The following is a 16,759-nucleotide window of genomic DNA, read 5'->3' on the forward strand; positions in this document are numbered from 1 at the left end:
CTCCTAAACTCCAATGGAAATCTAAATGCCTTTAAGGCATAACGATAGCTACAATTAGTATAACGAGGTTTTTTATGCGCGTTTCCCCATCGCTGTTATCGCTCGCGCTAACGGCAGCCCCCGCAATGGCCCAAACCGAGGTCACCACCGCCGGCTTGTTTGCCGACCATTACCCCGGTGACGGCACCACCGCGGTACTGGTGCTACATGGCACCCTGGCCCACAAGCGGATGGAGATTATAGCGACCATAGCGACATTGCTAAATGACGACTACGACCTGCCGGTGGTGGCGCCGAATTTGAGCCTGTCATCGCCCGCGCGAACCAGCATGGTCGACTGCGCACAAACCCATGATCACCGCGACAGCGATGCACCGCGCGAAGTCGCCACATGGATTGACTGGATGCAGCAACAGGGCTACGACAACATCATCGTTGCCGCCCACAGTCGCGGCGGCGCGCAACTCTCGACGTATTTAGCTGACACTCCCGCGGACGTGGTCTCGGCAGCTGTACTGGTGGCCCCGGCGACCTACAATGCCGAGTACGCCGCCGACAGCTACCTAAACGCCACGGGGCAACCCTTGGCGTCGGTCATGCAGCGCGCCGGTGCACTGGCGCCGGACAGCCTGATGGACGTCCCACGCTTCGTCTATTGCGATGATGCCACCGTCAGCGCCGGCGCCTTCATCGACTACTATACGCCGCGTCCGACCTTCGATACGCCGACCAACTTACAAAATGTGACGCTGCCGACGGTTGTGGTGATGGGAAGCGATGACACTGTGGTGGCCGACCTCCCCGATCGTCTGGCGGCAACCAACTTAGGCGATAACGTCCGCGTGGAAACCATCGACGGCGCCGACCACTTTTTCCGAGACCTGTATGCCGATGACATTGCGACATTTATTGCTGAGCACGCTGGTCTTTAGCGCCAGCCTCGCCGCGCAAGACTTTAGCCAGTCCGCACAACCCGCGCTGGTGTTTGTGACCCAGTCCAACTGCCGCTTTTGCGTGCGCTTGGACCGTCAGGTCCTGAGCCCTCTTAAGGCCAGTGGCTTGTTCAATCAGGGCGTGACCTTCGTCGAGGTCAGTTTAGATGCCGGCGAGTTTGTCACCGACCATGACGGCCTGCGCGTAGAAGGCCAGGCATTCGCCGCGCGCTACGGGGCCTTTGGCACGCCAACTTTGTTGTTTCTAGATGCCCAAGGCGTCATTCAGGGGGAGCCGTGGTTCGGTGTCCCCGACGCCTTGGATTTCTATGGAGCAAAAATCGAAGGCGCCGTGGCTAACCTAAAGGGCCTTACGAACTAAGGCCCGGATTGGTTTTGATACCGACGATTTTCGGCGTATTCAGCTTGTTCACACGGACCGTGTCTTGGGCCCGCAAGTACTCTGCGGTGACCTCGGAAATATCCGGGCCCGGCGCCTGCGAGCCAACCGTCGCCCACCCCGCCACCTTGTAAGACTTGCTCGCTTCGATCAGCGTGCCATCGTCCAAACGCATCTCGGTGATGCGGCTACCCATACCGGCCAGCGGATTAATGGTGTAATCCAAACCGCCGACACGCACCATGTCGCCACCCTGTTGGTAATACGGATCTTCGTTGAACAGGTTGTCCGCGACGTCCTCCAAAATCAGCTTCAGCTCTTCGCCGCTCATGTCCCGAGCATAGGTTTCGCCATAAGTGATCGCGGTCTGGTCCAGCACATTTTCCATGGTGATGGCGTCGCCCGCCAACACCGAGGTGCCCCAGCGGAAGCCCGGTGACAGCGAAATCTGGGCGTTTAAGACCTGTCGTAAGCCATCGCAGATGACCTGATCGAAGGTGCCGTTAAAGTTGCCACGCCGGTATAGCGTTTCATCCGCGACCGCCAACTCTTCTTGGAGCTTGCCCAAATAGGGCGCACGTTCGCGGGTAATCAGCGCGGTCATGGCCGCATCCGGCTCGATGATGTTCGAGAACACCGGAATCAAGCGGTGCTTATAGCCGACCATGCCCTGTTCGGACAGCTCCAAGTCCATGACCGCCAGGTACTTGCCGTTGGAGCCGGCGTTGGTGACCAGAGTTTTGCCCCCCGGGTTGGCGATTTCAAGCGGTGCGGGTACCGCGTCGTGGGTGTGCCCCCCGAAAATAACGTCAATGCCACTAACGCGGCTGGCCATTTTGACGTCGACGTCCATGCCATTGTGCGACAACACCACCACCGCGTGCGGCTTATGCTCGGCACGGACCTGGTCAACCAGTTCTTGCATGTCGTCATCGCGAATACCAAAGGTCCAATCCGGGATGAAGCGCGACGGGTTGGCGATGGGCGTATAGGGGAATGCCTGGCCAATAACCGCGACCCGGTAGCCGCCCATTTCCTTGATCACATAGGGCTTAAACGCGTGACCGGTGTCTTCGTCAAAGACCGGCGCGTCATCAAAAATTGCCTCGTCCGTGACCTTGACGTTTTGGGCCACAAAGTCACCATTGAAGGCCTCAATATTGGCCAGGATTTCGTCGTCCTGGTAGGTGAATTCCCAATGCCCCGTCATGACGTCGACGCCCAGGTCGTTACAGGCACGCACCATGTCCATGCCACGCGTCCACAGCGACGTGCCGCTGCCCTGCCAGGTGTCACCACCGTCCATCAGCAAGGTTTTGTCCTCGCCGTAGCTGCCGCGCAAGGCATTGACCAGCGTCTTCAAGTGGGCGAAACCACCAACACGGCCAAAGCGGCGTGCGGCTTCGTCAAAACCCAAGTAGGTAAAGGCGTGCGCCTCGGGCGTGCCAGCTTTGATCCCAAAGGCATCCAGCAAAGCGTTGCCAACCAAGTGCGGCGCGCGCCCGTAGGCGCCGTGCAGGCCCAAGTTTACATTCGGTTCGCGAAAGTAAATCGGGTTCAACTGGGCGTGGCAGTCCGTGATGTGCATCAAACGAACCTGGCCGAACGGCGCAGTGTCAAACAATGCCTTTTGGGCAGCAGCGGCATTACCAATCGGCAGCGCGCCACCGGCGGCGGCCAAGGCCATCAAACGGCCAAATTCACGACGGTCCATGCTCATGGACAGACTCCTACAAAATAAGTGGGGGATAAAAAAGGGTGGCCGAAGCCACCCTTGAAAGGACTGCGCGTTACCTAGGTACGCGCATTTTCCAGTTTTGGTCTTCGTTCTCGGCCTGGAAGACCGAAGCCTCGGCCCAGTAAAGGGCCTTGCTGGCCAAACCCTTAGCTTCGTCAGCCTTGCCAGCTTCCTTAGCGGCCTGAGCCTTCTTAATGGCTGGGGCGGTGATGGTCCACTCGTAGCCCATTGCCTTGGCCTTGCTGTTGGCCGCACTCGCTTTTTCAAGCATCGCGTCAACACTCATGCCATGCGATCCGGCTTGGGCCGTCGCCGCCGCCAACATCACGCCGGCTAGCATCCATCCTTTGACTAATTTCATGGGATTTCCTTATTTGCGGGCGCCGGGGCCGTTGAATTCCAAGCCGTTGCTCATGTAGGTCAAGAAATACTCTAGGTTCGAATACTCCGGTCCCTGTGCCTTCAAAGGCTTAGCGCGAACGTTGGTATTACAGCCACCAAAGCGGCGGTGCAAGGTGCCCATCGCCTGCCACTTGGAGCGGTACACAGGCCAGTGACTGGCGTGACCAAACGCAGGTGACATCGTGTCCGCACGGGCATTCAGACCGGCGCCATACATATGGCAATCCGAGCACGAAAAGTTCAGCTGACCACGCTTGGTGTAGAACATTTCTTTGCCAGATTCATAGGCCGCCAAAGCGCCCGCATCATCCGCCGGAATCACCGTATTGATGACTTGGCCGCGTGACTCGTAGCTCATGTAGGCCGACAAGGCAGCAATTTTGCCCTTCTTCCAACCCCATGCTTTTTCGCCATTGGCGGTCCGGCACTCATTAATCGCCCGTTCCATGGTCACCACCATGTCGCGATCACCATCCCAGTACGGGTAGTTTTCACGCTGCGCCGGGCTGTCAAAGCAGTCGGCAAACGACTTACCGTTGGCAAAGGCCGTGTTGTACAGCTCTTCACCGGCTTCGATTTCAGGCTCGTACGGAGGAAATTCTTCAATCGCTTCCCACTGTTCACGGGCGCCCGGCAAAATCGAATAAACCCCGTTAATGAAATCGCCCTCGGCGACTTGTGAGAAACGCGACTCGTAAAACTTCTGAAACGCTTTCTGATCCGCTTCAGGGCTCGCAACCGCGGCCCCTGAAACAGCGACGCTCAACGCAAGTGTTAATCGGGTGAGTGTTGTCATTGTTATGCCACCTCCCAGTAGACTTATTTGACCGTGATGTCGGCGCTATCGGTGGCACCCGTGTTGTCCGACCACGCGATGGTCAGTGCGCCACCTTTTTCACCTGGGTATGCAAAGGCCAGGTAAGGGTCTTTAGACACCGAGCTATTAAACTCAGCGCTAAACACCATCGTCCCGCCCGACATTGCCGTGACGTTTTGAATGAAGTGCGGGGGAATTGCGTTGCCGTCTTTGTCTTTGCGCAGCCCAGTTTCCATCGGGTGCTTCATCAACACTTTAACGTCGACCATGCCATTTTTAGCTTTGGCTTTGCCTCGGATTGTTTTCGCCATGAGTATTCTCCTATTAACCGCCGCAGCCGCCGATGGTGACTTTCACTTCCTGCGAAGCGCTGTAGAGCTTGCCGCCCGATTTGACGACCGCAACCACGTTTGAGGTTTCGCCCATGCGCACACGGGTCTTGACCAAGCCTGCAGTGCCCGCACCCAGAGTTGCGGTCATTGCCAGCGGCGAGGGGTTGTTATCAATAAAGATAGCAATTTGCTCGACCGGCAAACTGGTGCTGACTTCGAGCGGCACAACCGCGCCGTTTTCAGCGATTTCGGGCGCCTTGAGTTTGACCTCAGCGCTGGCCTGGTTGTCGGCGGACCCGAACAATTCAGCCATCGCCGCAGTGCTTTCGCTGGCTTTCATAGCGGACTCAGACCAAGCGGCCCAGGCCATGCGCGGCAGCGCAATGCCCGCCACGACTGCGCCACTTAAGGCGCGCAATACAGATCGACGATCCATGGTGATATCTCCTCTCTTACAAACTGTGTACGAACTCGACCACCAGGTCGATTTCGGCTTCGGTCAAAATCCCGTTACGGCCAAACGGCGGCATCGAGGTCATTGGGTTGCGCTTGGTGGGGTCCCAAATCTGGGCACGTAAATCATCCTTGTTCGGATACCGTGCCTTCATCGCCATCAACGGCGGACCCCAGTTACCGGCCAAGGTGCCGCCTTCCATCTGGTGACAGGTCAGGCAATTGCCCTTCTTGCGATCAAAGGCGACTTGCTTGCCCTGCTCAACAGCGCTATCCGCTGCCGCGCCTATAGATCCCGCCAACAATGTGGCAGCCAGTACGGATTTCATTATCATTTTTTTCTCCTTATTAGACCCAGTCAGTACGCCTACTGACTGGACTCAGCCATATATGATACGGCGTCCGCGACCACGTCATCAGCCAAATTCGTGAACCCACCTTTTGGCGGCATGTAGCCGGCATCGCCCTGGTAACCCTGAATCGCGTGCTCAACCAAGCTGGCTAAGCCCTGGCTGATACGCCCGGACCAAGCCGCCTGATCGCCAACCTTAGGTGCGCCGGCAACGCCGCTGCCGTGGCAGGCCGCGCAATACTGATCATACGCGCCCTGGCCACGAACTGCCACCTCCGACAGACTGACTTTAGTGGCAGTCGAGGCTTCAGGCGCACTGTCGCCGTAATGGCTGGCCGAGACACCGCTGTCTTCTTTAAAGTGCCCAGTCGGGCTAAGGCCGCCGATCGTGCCGACGATGGTCATAGCCGCCGGGTCCGCACAGTCCTCAAAACACCGCGCGTTAACCACATCAGGCCGGTCATCGACGTAAAACGAATCTTGATTGGGCATCTCAACCTCAGCAAAGCTGGCTTGGCTGAGCTCGAAGTCATAGTCAATAATGTCATTCAAATACAGCACGTATGCCGTGATCTTGTAGACCTCGTCGTCACTTAAGGACTGCGGCTGCGGGTACGGCATAGCCCGGTGGATATAGTCCCACAGGGTGGATGCGTAGGGCCAATACGACCCGACCGTCTTTTCAGGCCGCTCTTCGGTCAGGCTGCCCTCGCCCCCAGCCAGCACCGGCCAACGCCCAGCGCCCTCGCCAAACGAGCCGTGACACATGGCGCACTTAGCTTCGTACAACGGCTCGCCCTGTTCGGCGGTACCGCCACCGGGCGGTAAACCCATCCCGTCGGGGCGAATATCAATATCCCACCCGGCGATTTCGTTATCGCTGGCCGGGGTGCCGAAACCGAGGGACGCGGCCTGGGCACCAACACTGAACAGAGCGGCAAGCAGAGCCAACTTAGGTAATTTGAACATTGGTCACCTCTCCACTAGCGTGCACGTTCCAGGTATGAATTGAGTTTTTATGATAAATCGTATTGGTCCCGCGCTCGCCGCGCAGCTGCGCCAGTGTTGGCTGGACGTAACCGGTCTCGTCAATCGCGCGCGACTGAATCAACCAAGGCTCGCCATTCCATTGGGTTTTAAAACCAAACCGCGTTAAAGCCTTGGGCAAGGCCAAGCCTTTGACTTCGGCTTTTTGCCAAGTAACACCGCCATCAAACGACAAATCGACCGCCTTAATGGTGCCGCGTCCTGACCAGGCCAGGCCTTCGATCTCTATAAAGCCTTTTTGCTGAATCGGGTTCTCTGGGCACGGGTTCGTCACCACAGAGTTGGTCTCTTGCACAAACGAAAACTTGCGTGAACGTCCGTCCGGCATCAAATCGGTGTACTTAGACGTCTCTTCACGGTGGTACCAAGGCTGGTCACCGACTTCCAAACGACGCAGCCATTTGACACTAGTGTTGCCCTCCCAACCCGGGTTCATCAAACGCACCGGAAAACCCTGCTCAGGGCGCAATGGCTCGCCGTTTTGGGCGTAACAAATCAGTGCGTCATCCAAGGCTTTGTCGATCGGGATCGAACGGCTCATACCGGCCGCATCCGAGCCTTCGGCAAGAATCCACTTGCCCTCGGCCTTAACCCCAACTTCCGCCAGCAGCGTCGACAAGCGCACGCCTGTCCACTCCGAGCACGAGACCATGCCATGGGTGAACTGCAGCGCCTCCATTTGGGCACCTTTCCACTCCATGCCACCGTTCGCAGGGCATTCGATAAAACGAATTTCCGTCACCGACGGCATCCGCATTAAATCGTCCAGCGTGAAAATTAACGGGCGCTCAACCAGCCCGTGGATCATTAGCTGATATTCGTCCGGGTTAACCTCAGGAATACCGCCGTGATAGCGCTCAAAGTGCAAACCGCTGGGCGTAATAATGCCCTTCAGGTCCTGCAACGGCGAAAATGAAATGGAGGATTCGGGGCTGGCGGTCAACCAGGGCACTGTCCGGCGCTGAAGGTCAGTAAAGTCCGACGGCCGCCCGTAAGGACGGGCAACAACGCCGCGACCCAAGGTTTTGGTCCATTCAGGCAGATTCGGCGCCTTGTTCGAGGCTAGCGCCGGTGTCACAGCACCCGCAGCAGCCGCGGTCGCCACAGCGAACCCTTTGCGCAAAAAATTGCGCCGATCCGCGCCCTTTAACTGGGCCGCTTCATCGGCGACCGCACTCATCAATTCCTGAGTGCTTGGCTCATATAATGATTTCACAGGCTTCTCATCACGTTTGGTTATATCGTTATGCCAATAGTATACAAGCAAGCATGGACCTCCTGTCTAGCCGTGCTAACGTTATCTGCCTCTGAAACATGGAATAGCGCCACTAATGTCTAACCCCCGTCGTGCACCGCACTACTTACTGCCGATTCTCGCAAGCGTCGCCCTCGGCGGCTGCAGCATCATCAGCCCGACCCCTGCGATCATGGGCGAGCAAACCCTGTGCACGAACTACCTGATGTACGAAATGTGTGCCCACGACAGCGACCAAGACCGCATCACCGATTATTTCTACTTCGGTGACGATGACCATGTCTTCCTAGTTCGCAAGGGCTTCAAACCACACACGCGTCCGCTACACCCCTGCGTCCAAACCATGTCACCGCGCCTACAGGCCACCGCCAACGACACACTGAACCCCGACATTCAGGCCAACCGCCAAGCCGCGTCCGAGGTCAAACAACGTCTAATCCGTGGCTACCTGGCGTTGCTACCGAAAATCACACTGTGCAATGCCCGCTTAGGTCGCGGACCCGAGAGCGCCGACGACTTTCTAGCCGACTAAATTTTGAGCAAAAAAAAGCCCGGCGTTAACCGGGCTTTTTTCAACTGAGGGCTTATTCGCCGACAGCTTCGTCCACTTCAGGACGACCAACCAACTCTACGTATGCCATAGGTGCCGCGTCACCTTTACGGTAACCGCACTTCAGGATGCGTAGGTATCCGCCGGGACGCTCGACGTAACGAGGGCCCAGTTCACGGAACAACTTGGCTACGATCGCGTCGTCACGAAGACGGGCGAACGCCAGACGACGGTTAGCAACCGAGTCTTCTTTGGCCAAGGTAATCAACGGCTCTGCAATACGACGAAGTTCTTTCGCCTTAGGCAGTGTTGTACGGATCAGTTCGTGCTCAAACAAGCTCGCTGCCATGTTCTTGAACATAGCCTTACGGTGGCTGCTTGTGCGATTAAACTTCCGTCCACTCTTTTGGTGACGCATGTCAAATATCTCTGTCTAGGGGCCAAGCCTTTCGGCGGCCCGTTAATTCAGTCTTCGGGCTTACAGACCGGCCGGAGGCCAATTGTCCAAGCGCGAACCCAAGCTCAAACCGCGAGAAGCCAATACGTCCTTGATCTCGGTCAGGGACTTCTTACCCAGGTTCGGTGTCTTCAACAGCTCAACTTCAGTGCGCTGAATCAAATCACCGATATACAGGATATTTTCGGCTTTCAGGCAGTTCGCGCTGCGAACTGTCAGTTCCAAATCATCCACCGGACGCAACAAGATCGGGTCAATTTCTTCACCCTTCTCTTCTGCTTGCGGGGTTACTTCGTTCTCGAAGTTAACGAACACGCTCAACTGCTTCTGCAGAATCGTCGCCGCAAGGGTGACGGCTTCTTCAGGGTCGAGTGTGCCATTGCTTTCGAGCTCAATAACCAGCTTGTCCAGGTCAGTGCGCTGCTCTACACGAGCGGCCTCAACGACGTAAGAAACCTTGTTAACCGGGCTGTAAGTCGCGTCGATTTTCAGAGTGCCGATGACACGGCCTTCTTCTTCATCGTCACGCTCCGCAGCGGACTCGTAACCACGGCCGCGAGCGACCTTGATTTCCATGTCCAACTCGATGCCGTCGCCGAGGTGACAGATCACCAGATCCGGATTGGCAATTTCAACCTTGCCACCGGTGGTGATGTCGCCTGCGGTGACGATACCGCCAGTCTTACGAAGAGTCAGCAACGCTGTCCCTTCACGACCGACGATGTCTACCGCGAGTTCTTTAAGGTTCAGCAAGATCTCGATGACATCTTCTTGGATGCCATCGACGGCGCTGTACTCGTGCTCTACACCTTTAATACGGGCTTCGGTAACCGCACAACCGGGCATCGAAGACAGCAAAATGCGGCGTAACGCATTGCCTAAAGTGTGGCCAAAGCCACGCTCTAGGGGTTCCAAAGTGATCTTGGCCTTGGTCTGTGAAAGCTCTTTGACCTGGATCTGATTCGGAGTCAGAAGCTCGGATACTGCTAGTGACATAAAGTCCTCGTAGTCCTGTGTTTACTTAGAGTAAAGCTCAACAATCAAGCTTTCGTTGATCTCAGAAGATAACTCCTGACGATCAGGAACGCGCTTGAAGGTGCCTTCCATCTTAGTGCCATCAACTTCCAACCAGTCGCACGCCGCACGGCTTGCTGCTAGTTCCAAAGCGGCTTTAATACGCAGCTGGCCTTTGGCCTTCTCGCGCACACTGATTACATCGCCTTCAGACACCTGAAAGCTAGGAATCGTGACCTTTTGGCCGTTTACCAGAATGCTGGCGTGGCCAACGATCTGACGTGCTTCTGCACGCGTTGAGCCGAAGCCCAAACGGTAAACAACGTTGTCCAAACGACCTTCCAGCAAAGCCAACAGGTTTTCACCGGTTGCGCCTTTACGGCGTGCTGCTTCTTTGTAGTAACCGCGGAATTGCTTTTCCAGAACGCCGTATGTACGACGAACCTTTTGCTTTTCACGCAACTGAAGACCGTAGTCAGAAACCTTGCTGCGGCGTGCGCCGTGCATGCCAGGAACCTGTTCGGTGTTGCACTTGCTTTCGAGCGCTTTGACGCCTGACTTCAGGAACAGGTCTGTTCCTTCACGGCGGGCCAGCTTACAAGTAGGTCCTAAATATCGTGCCATGTCGAAACTCCTTAAACGCGACGCTTTTTAGCGGGACGGCAGCCGTTATGAGGAATCGGTGTCACATCTGTGATTTGACCGACCTTCAATCCAACTGCGTTCAACGCACGAACAGCGCTTTCACGACCCGGGCCCGGGCCCTTGACGCGAACATCAATGTTTTTCATGCCCATCTCGACTGCGACAGTCGCAGCGCGCTCTGACGCAACCTGTGCAGCGAACGGTGTGCTCTTACGCGAACCACGGAAGCCACTGCCACCTGAAGTTGCCCAAGACACAGCATTACCCTGACGGTCAGTGATGGTCACAATAGTGTTGTTAAATGACGCATGAATGTGGCAGACCCCTTCGGATACCTGCTTTTTCACTTTCTTGCGGCTTTGTTGCTTAGCCATAAATTCTGTCGCCCCGATTACTTACGAATGGGTTTACGAGGACCCTTGCGGGTACGCGCATTGGTTTTAGTGCGCTGACCATTCACCGGCAAAGAACGACGGTGACGCAGACCGCGGTAGCAGCCCAAGTCCATCAAACGCTTGATGTTCATGCTGATTTCACGGCGCAAGTCACCTTCAACGGTGCCTTTGCCAACTTCGGTCCGCAGGGACTCCAGTTCAGCTTCAGTCAAGTCTTTGATCTTGGCCGCAGGATTAACCTGGGTAGCGGCGCAGATTTTCTTAGCAGTGGTACGACCTACACCAAAGATGTATGTCAGTGAAATCACTGCATGCTTGTTGTCAGGTATGTTGACACCCGCAATACGAGCCATGTTCTAACCCTTTAATTTGTCCGCTGCGAAACGCAGGGCCTCAGCCCAACGCGAAGGCGCAGCATCATAATGATTCATGACCCTTTATACAAGGGCCAACCCGTTTAGCCTTGACGCTGCTTGTGGCGTCCGTCGATGCAAATCACGCGAAGCGCGCCATTGCGACGAATAACTTTACAGTTACGGCAAATCTTTTTTACTGAAGCACGAACTTTCATCGTTCTCTCCTAAGTGGGGACCTAGCGGAGCAAACCGCCAGGACCTCCAGAACCTTTCAAATTGCTTTTCTTCATCAGTGACTCGTATTGATGGCTCATCAGGTGGCTTTGAACCTGCCCCATGAAATCCATAATGACGACCACGACGATCAGCAGCGATGTACCGCCGAAATAGAACGGCACGTTAAAAAACTGAACCATTGCTTGTGGCATCAAGGATACCGCCGTGATGTAGGCTGCGCCCCACACGGTCAGGCGAGTCATCACCTGGTCGATATACTTGCTTGACTGCTCACCCGGTCGAATACCCGGAATGAACGCGCCACTGCGCTTGAGGTTGTCTGCCACGTCACGCGGGTTGAAAACCAACGCCGTGTAGAAGTAACAGAAAAATACAATCGCAATAGTGAACAGCACGTAATACAACGGCTGCCCTGGACCCAACAACAGAGTAATGTCGCTCAACCAGCCTAGGCTTTCGTTACCACTGCCGAACCACTGACCAATAGAGGCCGGGAACAACAGAATTGAGCTGGCGAAGATCGGCGGAATGACACCCGCCATGTTGATCTTCAGCGGCAGGTGGCTTTGCTGAGCCGCCACCATTTTTTTGCCCTGCTGACGAGCTGCGTAGTTGACCGTAATACGGCGCTGACCACGCTCCATAAACACAATGAACCCGATGACTGCCACCGCAACCAATGCAATGACGAGCAATGCAATGATATTGATGTCGCCTTGCCGAGCCGCCTCAAAGGACTGACCAATCGCCCCGGGTAAACCCGCTACGATACCAGCAAAGATCAACAGCGAGATGCCGTTGCCGATGCCACGCTCGGTTACTTGTTCGCCCAACCACATCATGAACACAGCACCTGCCACGAAGGTGGTCACTGCGACAAATGTGAATTGGAACCCTGTGCTAAATGCAATGCCCTGACCTGCCAGACCCACCGCTACACCCGTTGCCTGAACCAGAGCCAAAACCACGGTTCCGTAACGAGTGTACTGGGAGATCTTGCGTCGACCGGCCTCACCTTCTTTCTTCAACGCCATCAATGACGGCACTGTTGAAGACAGCAACTGCATGATAATCGAGGCACTGATGTACGGCATAATCCCGAGCGCAAAAATACTCATGCGTTCGAGCGCGCCGCCGGAAAACATGTTGAACAGGCTCAAAATGGTGCCCGAGTTCTGTTCAAACATCTCAGCCAACCGGTCCGGGTTTATACCCGGAACCGGAATGTGAGCACCGACTCGATAAATGACAATTGCCAGCAAAACGAATCGAAGACGAGCCCAAAGCTCGCTCAATCCGCCTGACTTAGCCGTGTCGCCGCGTGCTGCCATGGATTATTCCTCGACCTTGCCGCCAGCGGCTTCGATCTGTGCCACGGCACCCTTAGAAGCTTTGATACCCTTCAGAGTGACTGCCTTGGTCAATTCGCCAGACAGCATCACCTTAACGTGCAAAGTGCTCTTACGAATCAAACCAGCGGCTTTGAGGGCCGCCAAATCGATTACGTCAGCTTCAACCGAGCCCAGTTCGTACGAACGGATCTCTTGTGAAACCAAGCTCTTGCGGCTGGTGAAGCCGAACTTAGGCAAACGACGCTGCAAAGGCATTTGACCGCCTTCAAAACCAGGACGTACTGAACCGCCACTACGAGCTTTCAAACCCTTGTGACCGCGACCAGCGGTTTTACCCAAGCCCGAGCCAATACCACGGCCTACGCGCTTACGGTTGGTTTTGCTGCCCGGTGCCGGAGACAGGGTGTTTAGACGCATGTCCATATTATTCCCCTTCTACCTTAACCATGTAGCTAACTTTGTTAATCATGCCGCGAACCGAAGGAGTGTCTTCGACTTCAACGGTATGACGGATACGACGGAGACCGAGACCTGCAACACATGCCTTGTGAGCCGCACTACGGCGGATCGGGCTTTGAGTCAGGGTCACCTTAATGGTGTTTTTAGCCATGACGATTCCTTAGCCTGTAATTTCTTTAACAGACTTACCGCGACGGGCTGCAACGGATTCTGGGCTCTGCATATCTCGCAGACCATTAATCGTTGCACGAACCACGTTAACGGGGTTCGTAGAGCCGTAGCACTTAGCCAATACGTTTTGAACACCTGCCATTTCCAACACCGCTCGCATTGCGCCACCAGCGATAACGCCGGTACCAGCAGATGCAGGCTGCATGTAGATCTTGGCTGCGCCGTGACGGGCTTTGACCGGGTACTGGATAGTGTCACCATCCAAATCGACCGAAACCATGTTACGACGGGCGTTTTCCATTGCTTTCTGGATCGCTACCGGTACTTCGCGTGCTTTACCACGACCAAAACCGACTCGGCCTTCACCGTCGCCGACTACTGTCAGCGCAGTGAAACCGAAAATACGACCACCTTTGACCACTTTGGCCACGCGGTTGATCTGAACCAGCTTTTCCTGGAGATCGCCCGCGTTGTCTTGTTTAGCTGCCATGTGATTACCCTTAGAACTCAAGGCCGCCTTCACGGGCGGCTTCGGCTAGCGCTTTCACGCGGCCATGATATTTAAAACCAGAGCGATCGAAGGCAACCTTCGTGACTCCAGCGCCCTTCGCGCGTTCGGCCAACAATGTGCCGACCTTGGTCGCCGCATCGCTGTTTCCGCCTGACTCGCTGCGCAGATCCGTGTCCAAAGTAGACGCTTGCGCGAGTACCTGGCCGCCATCGGCAGAGATGACCTGAGCGTAGATGTGACGCGGAGTGCGGTGAACGCACAGACGCAGCGCACCGAGTTCGCGAATCTTGAAGCGTGCACGGCGAGCGCGACGCAGACGTTGTGATTTCTTGTCCATTGTCAGCCCCCTTACTTCTTCTTGGCTTCTTTGCGACGAACGTGTTCGTCAGCGTAGCGAACACCTTTGCCCTTGTAGGGCTCAGGCTTACGGTAAGCGCGAATCTCAGCAGCACATTGGCCGAGCAACTGCTTGTTAGCAGAGCGCAAAACCAATTCTGTGTTGCTGGGTGATTCAGCGGTCACGCCATTCGGCAATTGGTAAACAACCGGGTGTGAAAAGCCCAAAGTCAGGTTGATAGCACTGCCTTGAACTTGTGCGCGGTAACCGACACCGATGAGCTGCAGTTTCTTTTCGAAACCGTTCGCTACACCTTCAACCATGTTGTTAACGATTGCGCGAGCAGTGCCGGCTTGCGCCCAGCCTGCTATTGTTTCGTTTTTCGGCGCGAATGTAACCACGCTGTCTTCGAACTTCACTTCAACCAGGTCGTTGACCTGCATGACCAGTTCGCCTTTAGTACCCTTAACCGTCACCGCCTGACCTGCCAGAGACACAGTCACGCCGTTGGGGACGTTAATGGGAGATTTAGCTACCCGTGACATAACGACTCCTTAGAATACGGTGCAGAGAACTTCGCCGCCGACGTTTTCGGCGCGTGCTTGACGATCTGTCATGACACCCTTCGACGTAGAGACGATAGACACACCCAAACCGCTAGCCACTTTGGGCAACGACTGGGAACCTTTGTACTGACGCAAACCAGGACGGCTAAAGCGCTTGATCTCTTGGATCACGGCCTGGCCTTCGTGGTAACGCAAAGTGATGTTCAGCGTTTTTTTCGCGCCTTCAGCCGCCACGTCCACGCTGCCGATGAAACCTTCATCGAGCAAAACTTGGGCAATGTTGACTTTCAGCGTGCTGCTCGGCATCGCAACAGTCGGCAACTTGGCCATCTGTGCGTTACGGATGCGAGTCAGCATGTCTGCTACAGGATCTTGCATACTCATGTGATTCGCCCCTTACCAGCTAGCTTTCTTCAGGCCAGGCACTTCGCCACGCATGGTGGCTTCGCGCAGCTTGATTCGGCTGAGTTTAAATTTACGGTAAACCGCGTGAGGACGACCGGTGATCTGACAGCGACGCTGCTGACGGGCCGGTGAAGCATCGCGGGGTAGCTTTTGCAGTGACTGCTGAGCTTCCCACACTTGCTCTTCTGTGCTCTCGGGGTTCTTGATAGTGGCTTTTAAAGCCAAACGCTTAGCGGCGTAACGAGCGACCGTTTTTTCCCGCTTGATTTCGCGTTGAATCATTGAAGTCTTAGCCATTTCTATAGCCTCACTTACGGAACGGGAAGTTAAACGCCGCCAACAACGCACGACCTTCGTCGTCGGTGTTCGCGCTAGTGGTAATGACAATGTCCATACCACGGATTTTGTCGATCTTGTCGTAGTCAATCTCGGGGAACATGATGTGCTCCTTGACGCCCATTGCGTAGTTACCACGGCCGTCGAATGCTTTACCACTCAGACCACGGAAGTCACGAATACGGGGAATTGACAAGCTGATCAAACGGTCAAGGAATTCCCACATTTGCGCACCGCGCAATGTGACCTTGCAACCGATCGGCCAGCCCTGACGGATCTTGAAGCCGGCGACTGACTTACGAGCCTTAGTGACAACCGGCTTTTGGCCAGCAATCAAGGTCATGTCAGCGTATGCCGCTTCAATCAATTTCTTGTCGTTCACTGCCTCACCGACACCCATGTTAAGGGTGACTTTGGTGATTTTCGGAACCATCATCGGGTTTGAGTACCCGAATTCCTCTACCAAGGAAGCAATAACCTTCTCTTTGTAGAATTCTTTCAATCGCGCCATGGCTTAGTTTCCTGCTCTTAGGCGTTTATAAAAAGCGATTTAAATTGCTTCGCCGTTGCTGCGGAACACACGAGATTTCGTGCCGTCCTCAGCTACAGTGAAGCCCACACGGTCGGCTTTGCCGCTCGTGGGGTTAAAAATCGCCACATTTGAAGCCTGTATGGGGGCTTCTTTTTCAATGATGCCACCGGCTTGTTGAGCTTGCGGGTTAGGCTTCTGGTGCTTCTTGATCATATTGATCCCACTGACGACATAACGTCCGTCAGGGCGAACTACCAAAACCTTTCCGCGCTTGCCCTTATCTTTGCCAGCTAGCACGATTACTTCGTCGTTGCGTTTAATTTTCGCAGCCATCTCAGAGCACCTCCGGTGCCAATGAAATGATCTTCATGAACTGCTCACTACGCAGTTCACGAGTCACGGGTCCAAAAATACGGGTACCGATGGGCGCGTTGTTGGCGTTCAAAATAACCGCCGCATTGCCATCAAAACGGATCAGCGAACCGTCAGGACGACGGATGCCTTTCTTAGTCCGTACGACCAACGCATTCATCACCTGGCCTTTCTTGACCTTACCGCGAGGAATTGCTTCCTTCACAGTAACTTTAATGATGTCGCCTACGCTGGCGTAACGACGGTGTGAACCGCCGAGTACCTTAATACATTGTACACGACGCGCGCCGGAATTGTCGGCTACGTCGAGCATGGATTCAGTCTGGATCATCTAAA

Annotated in this window: 28 protein-coding genes; 3 read left to right on the forward strand and 25 right to left on the reverse strand. The window is 55.2% G+C overall.

The window, feature by feature from the left end:
* Positions 1-74: 74 nt before the first annotated feature.
* Both GH975_RS09690 and GH975_RS09695 read left to right on the forward strand, forming a co-directional pair.
* A complete protein-coding gene (locus tag GH975_RS09690; RefSeq protein ID WP_153714330.1) occupies positions 75-932 on the forward strand; it encodes an alpha/beta hydrolase in 858 nt (285 codons plus the stop codon).
* Positions 886-1,314 carry a thioredoxin family protein gene (locus GH975_RS09695; RefSeq protein ID WP_153714331.1) on the forward strand — a complete coding sequence of 143 codons (429 nt, stop codon included), beginning with the start codon at positions 886-888 and terminating at the stop codon, positions 1,312-1,314. Before GH975_RS09690 ends, GH975_RS09695 begins: the two co-directional genes overlap by 47 nt.
* Here the strand turns inward: GH975_RS09695 and soxB are convergent.
* From soxB to soxC, 8 genes are all read right to left on the reverse strand, one after another.
* On the reverse strand, positions 1,304-3,052 hold the full coding sequence (soxB, locus tag GH975_RS09700) for a thiosulfohydrolase SoxB (protein WP_153714332.1): 1,749 nt from the start codon (positions 3,050-3,052) through the stop codon (positions 1,304-1,306). The genes GH975_RS09695 and soxB overlap by 11 nt on opposite strands.
* A 70-nt stretch (positions 3,053-3,122) precedes the next feature.
* Positions 3,123-3,431: a hypothetical protein gene (locus GH975_RS09705; protein ID WP_153714333.1), complete on the reverse strand. Its 309-nt coding sequence runs from the start codon at positions 3,429-3,431 to the stop codon at positions 3,123-3,125.
* A 9-nt stretch (positions 3,432-3,440) separates the two neighbouring features.
* Positions 3,441-4,268, reverse strand: coding sequence for a sulfur oxidation c-type cytochrome SoxA (soxA, locus tag GH975_RS09710; protein ID WP_153714334.1), 828 nt, complete (start codon positions 4,266-4,268; stop codon positions 3,441-3,443).
* Between the two features lie 23 nt (positions 4,269-4,291).
* Positions 4,292-4,600: a thiosulfate oxidation carrier complex protein SoxZ gene (gene soxZ, locus GH975_RS09715; protein WP_153714335.1), complete on the reverse strand. Its 309-nt coding sequence runs from the start codon at positions 4,598-4,600 to the stop codon at positions 4,292-4,294.
* Positions 4,601-4,613: 13 nt separating this feature from the next.
* On the reverse strand, positions 4,614-5,057 hold the full coding sequence (gene soxY / locus GH975_RS09720; protein WP_246164715.1) for a thiosulfate oxidation carrier protein SoxY: 444 nt from the start codon (positions 5,055-5,057) through the stop codon (positions 4,614-4,616).
* 16 nt (positions 5,058-5,073) lie between these two features.
* On the reverse strand, positions 5,074-5,409 hold the full coding sequence (gene soxX, locus GH975_RS09725) for a sulfur oxidation c-type cytochrome SoxX (protein ID WP_153714337.1): 336 nt from the start codon (positions 5,407-5,409) through the stop codon (positions 5,074-5,076).
* 32 nt (positions 5,410-5,441) lie between these two features.
* A complete protein-coding gene (locus GH975_RS09730; RefSeq protein WP_153714338.1) occupies positions 5,442-6,395 on the reverse strand; it encodes a c-type cytochrome in 954 nt (317 codons plus the stop codon).
* Complete coding sequence (gene soxC / locus GH975_RS09735; protein ID WP_246164716.1) at positions 6,379-7,689, reverse strand: sulfite dehydrogenase; 1,311 nt, start codon at positions 7,687-7,689, stop codon at positions 6,379-6,381. Before soxC ends, GH975_RS09730 begins: the two co-directional genes overlap by 17 nt.
* 115 nt (positions 7,690-7,804) lie before the next feature.
* Here soxC and GH975_RS09740 point away from each other — a divergent pair, with 115 nt between their 5' ends.
* On the forward strand, positions 7,805-8,260 hold the full coding sequence (locus GH975_RS09740; protein ID WP_153714339.1) for a hypothetical protein: 456 nt from the start codon (positions 7,805-7,807) through the stop codon (positions 8,258-8,260).
* Positions 8,261-8,312: 52 nt separating this feature from the next.
* Here GH975_RS09740 and rplQ read toward each other — a convergent pair whose 3' ends face one another.
* The 17 genes from rplQ to rplN all read right to left on the reverse strand — a co-directional run bounded on the left by rplQ (position 8,313) and on the right by rplN (position 16,754).
* Positions 8,313-8,696, reverse strand: a complete 384-nt coding sequence (gene rplQ, locus GH975_RS09745) for a 50S ribosomal protein L17 (protein WP_153714340.1) — start codon at positions 8,694-8,696, stop codon at positions 8,313-8,315.
* Between the two features lie 60 nt (positions 8,697-8,756).
* A complete protein-coding gene (locus GH975_RS09750; protein ID WP_153714341.1) occupies positions 8,757-9,731 on the reverse strand; it encodes a DNA-directed RNA polymerase subunit alpha in 975 nt (324 codons plus the stop codon).
* Between the two features lie 21 nt (positions 9,732-9,752).
* Complete coding sequence (gene rpsD / locus GH975_RS09755; RefSeq protein WP_153714342.1) at positions 9,753-10,373, reverse strand: 30S ribosomal protein S4; 621 nt, start codon at positions 10,371-10,373, stop codon at positions 9,753-9,755.
* Between the two features lie 11 nt (positions 10,374-10,384).
* Positions 10,385-10,768: a 30S ribosomal protein S11 gene (gene rpsK / locus GH975_RS09760; protein WP_153714343.1), complete on the reverse strand. Its 384-nt coding sequence runs from the start codon at positions 10,766-10,768 to the stop codon at positions 10,385-10,387.
* A gap of 17 nt (positions 10,769-10,785) precedes the next feature.
* Positions 10,786-11,142: a 30S ribosomal protein S13 gene (gene rpsM / locus GH975_RS09765; RefSeq protein ID WP_153714344.1), complete on the reverse strand. Its 357-nt coding sequence runs from the start codon at positions 11,140-11,142 to the stop codon at positions 10,786-10,788.
* Between the two features lie 104 nt (positions 11,143-11,246).
* The gene (rpmJ, locus tag GH975_RS09770; RefSeq protein WP_153714345.1) at positions 11,247-11,360 is read right to left on the reverse strand and encodes a 50S ribosomal protein L36; all 114 of its coding nucleotides are present in this window, start codon (positions 11,358-11,360) and stop codon (positions 11,247-11,249) included.
* Positions 11,361-11,381: 21 nt separating this feature from the next.
* Positions 11,382-12,713, reverse strand: a complete 1,332-nt coding sequence (secY, locus tag GH975_RS09775; RefSeq protein ID WP_153714346.1) for a preprotein translocase subunit SecY — start codon at positions 12,711-12,713, stop codon at positions 11,382-11,384.
* A gap of 3 nt (positions 12,714-12,716) precedes the next feature.
* Positions 12,717-13,151, reverse strand: coding sequence for a 50S ribosomal protein L15 (gene rplO, locus GH975_RS09780; protein WP_153714832.1), 435 nt, complete (start codon positions 13,149-13,151; stop codon positions 12,717-12,719).
* A gap of 7 nt (positions 13,152-13,158) precedes the next feature.
* Positions 13,159-13,344: a 50S ribosomal protein L30 gene (rpmD, locus tag GH975_RS09785; RefSeq protein WP_153714347.1), complete on the reverse strand. Its 186-nt coding sequence runs from the start codon at positions 13,342-13,344 to the stop codon at positions 13,159-13,161.
* Positions 13,345-13,353: 9 nt separating this feature from the next.
* Complete coding sequence (gene rpsE, locus GH975_RS09790) at positions 13,354-13,854, reverse strand: 30S ribosomal protein S5 (protein WP_153714348.1); 501 nt, start codon at positions 13,852-13,854, stop codon at positions 13,354-13,356.
* Between the two features lie 10 nt (positions 13,855-13,864).
* Positions 13,865-14,212 (reverse strand): 50S ribosomal protein L18, encoded by a 348-nt coding sequence (gene rplR / locus GH975_RS09795; RefSeq protein ID WP_153714349.1) that lies wholly within the window; start codon positions 14,210-14,212, stop codon positions 13,865-13,867.
* 11 nt (positions 14,213-14,223) lie between these two features.
* Complete coding sequence (gene rplF, locus GH975_RS09800) at positions 14,224-14,757, reverse strand: 50S ribosomal protein L6 (RefSeq protein WP_153714350.1); 534 nt, start codon at positions 14,755-14,757, stop codon at positions 14,224-14,226.
* A gap of 9 nt (positions 14,758-14,766) precedes the next feature.
* Entirely contained in the window at positions 14,767-15,162 is a 396-nt protein-coding gene (gene rpsH, locus GH975_RS09805) for a 30S ribosomal protein S8 (protein ID WP_153714351.1), read from the reverse strand.
* A 12-nt stretch (positions 15,163-15,174) separates the two neighbouring features.
* Positions 15,175-15,480 carry a 30S ribosomal protein S14 gene (rpsN, locus tag GH975_RS09810; RefSeq protein WP_153714352.1) on the reverse strand — a complete coding sequence of 102 codons (306 nt, stop codon included), beginning with the start codon at positions 15,478-15,480 and terminating at the stop codon, positions 15,175-15,177.
* Positions 15,481-15,490: 10 nt separating this feature from the next.
* Positions 15,491-16,030, reverse strand: a complete 540-nt coding sequence (gene rplE, locus GH975_RS09815) for a 50S ribosomal protein L5 (RefSeq protein ID WP_153714353.1) — start codon at positions 16,028-16,030, stop codon at positions 15,491-15,493.
* 39 nt (positions 16,031-16,069) lie between these two features.
* The gene (gene rplX, locus GH975_RS09820) at positions 16,070-16,384 is read right to left on the reverse strand and encodes a 50S ribosomal protein L24 (RefSeq protein ID WP_153714354.1); all 315 of its coding nucleotides are present in this window, start codon (positions 16,382-16,384) and stop codon (positions 16,070-16,072) included.
* 1 nt (position 16,385) lies between these two features.
* Entirely contained in the window at positions 16,386-16,754 is a 369-nt protein-coding gene (gene rplN / locus GH975_RS09825; RefSeq protein WP_153714355.1) for a 50S ribosomal protein L14, read from the reverse strand.
* Between the last annotated feature and the right edge of the window lie 5 nt (positions 16,755-16,759).

Source organism: Litorivicinus lipolyticus (genome assembly GCF_009650135.1).
Taxonomy (GTDB): domain Bacteria; phylum Pseudomonadota; class Gammaproteobacteria; order Pseudomonadales; family Litorivicinaceae; genus Litorivicinus; species Litorivicinus lipolyticus.

What these genes read in the sequence shown, in the direction of transcription:
- GH975_RS09690 (WP_153714330.1), top strand. Translation starts at nt 75, where the DNA reads ATGCGCGTTTCCCCATCGCTGTTATCGCTCGCGCTAACGGCAGCCCCC.
- GH975_RS09695 (WP_153714331.1), top strand. Translation starts at nt 886, where the DNA reads ATGCCGATGACATTGCGACATTTATTGCTGAGCACGCTGGTCTTTAGC.
- soxB (WP_153714332.1), bottom strand. Translation starts at nt 3,052, where the DNA reads ATGAGCATGGACCGTCGTGAATTTGGCCGTTTGATGGCCTTGGCCGCC.
- GH975_RS09705 (WP_153714333.1), bottom strand. Translation starts at nt 3,431, where the DNA reads ATGAAATTAGTCAAAGGATGGATGCTAGCCGGCGTGATGTTGGCGGCG.
- soxA (WP_153714334.1), bottom strand. Translation starts at nt 4,268, where the DNA reads ATGACAACACTCACCCGATTAACACTTGCGTTGAGCGTCGCTGTTTCA.
- soxZ (WP_153714335.1), bottom strand. Translation starts at nt 4,600, where the DNA reads ATGGCGAAAACAATCCGAGGCAAAGCCAAAGCTAAAAATGGCATGGTC.
- soxY (WP_246164715.1), bottom strand. Translation starts at nt 5,057, where the DNA reads ATGGATCGTCGATCTGTATTGCGCGCCTTAAGTGGCGCAGTCGTGGCG.
- soxX (WP_153714337.1), bottom strand. Translation starts at nt 5,409, where the DNA reads ATGATAATGAAATCCGTACTGGCTGCCACATTGTTGGCGGGATCTATA.
- GH975_RS09730 (WP_153714338.1), bottom strand. Translation starts at nt 6,395, where the DNA reads ATGTTCAAATTACCTAAGTTGGCTCTGCTTGCCGCTCTGTTCAGTGTT.
- GH975_RS09740 (WP_153714339.1), top strand. Translation starts at nt 7,805, where the DNA reads ATGTCTAACCCCCGTCGTGCACCGCACTACTTACTGCCGATTCTCGCA.
- rplQ (WP_153714340.1), bottom strand. Translation starts at nt 8,696, where the DNA reads ATGCGTCACCAAAAGAGTGGACGGAAGTTTAATCGCACAAGCAGCCAC.
- GH975_RS09750 (WP_153714341.1), bottom strand. Translation starts at nt 9,731, where the DNA reads ATGTCACTAGCAGTATCCGAGCTTCTGACTCCGAATCAGATCCAGGTC.
- rpsD (WP_153714342.1), bottom strand. Translation starts at nt 10,373, where the DNA reads ATGGCACGATATTTAGGACCTACTTGTAAGCTGGCCCGCCGTGAAGGA.
- rpsK (WP_153714343.1), bottom strand. Translation starts at nt 10,768, where the DNA reads ATGGCTAAGCAACAAAGCCGCAAGAAAGTGAAAAAGCAGGTATCCGAA.
- rpsM (WP_153714344.1), bottom strand. Translation starts at nt 11,142, where the DNA reads ATGGCTCGTATTGCGGGTGTCAACATACCTGACAACAAGCATGCAGTG.
- rpmJ (WP_153714345.1), bottom strand. Translation starts at nt 11,360, where the DNA reads ATGAAAGTTCGTGCTTCAGTAAAAAAGATTTGCCGTAACTGTAAAGTT.
- secY (WP_153714346.1), bottom strand. Translation starts at nt 12,713, where the DNA reads ATGGCAGCACGCGGCGACACGGCTAAGTCAGGCGGATTGAGCGAGCTT.
- rplO (WP_153714832.1), bottom strand. Translation starts at nt 13,151, where the DNA reads ATGCGTCTAAACACCCTGTCTCCGGCACCGGGCAGCAAAACCAACCGT.
- rpmD (WP_153714347.1), bottom strand. Translation starts at nt 13,344, where the DNA reads ATGGCTAAAAACACCATTAAGGTGACCCTGACTCAAAGCCCGATCCGC.
- rpsE (WP_153714348.1), bottom strand. Translation starts at nt 13,854, where the DNA reads ATGGCAGCTAAACAAGACAACGCGGGCGATCTCCAGGAAAAGCTGGTT.
- rplR (WP_153714349.1), bottom strand. Translation starts at nt 14,212, where the DNA reads ATGGACAAGAAATCACAACGTCTGCGTCGCGCTCGCCGTGCACGCTTC.
- rplF (WP_153714350.1), bottom strand. Translation starts at nt 14,757, where the DNA reads ATGTCACGGGTAGCTAAATCTCCCATTAACGTCCCCAACGGCGTGACT.
- rpsH (WP_153714351.1), bottom strand. Translation starts at nt 15,162, where the DNA reads ATGAGTATGCAAGATCCTGTAGCAGACATGCTGACTCGCATCCGTAAC.
- rpsN (WP_153714352.1), bottom strand. Translation starts at nt 15,480, where the DNA reads ATGGCTAAGACTTCAATGATTCAACGCGAAATCAAGCGGGAAAAAACG.
- rplE (WP_153714353.1), bottom strand. Translation starts at nt 16,030, where the DNA reads ATGGCGCGATTGAAAGAATTCTACAAAGAGAAGGTTATTGCTTCCTTG.
- rplX (WP_153714354.1), bottom strand. Translation starts at nt 16,384, where the DNA reads ATGGCTGCGAAAATTAAACGCAACGACGAAGTAATCGTGCTAGCTGGC.
- rplN (WP_153714355.1), bottom strand. Translation starts at nt 16,754, where the DNA reads ATGATCCAGACTGAATCCATGCTCGACGTAGCCGACAATTCCGGCGCG.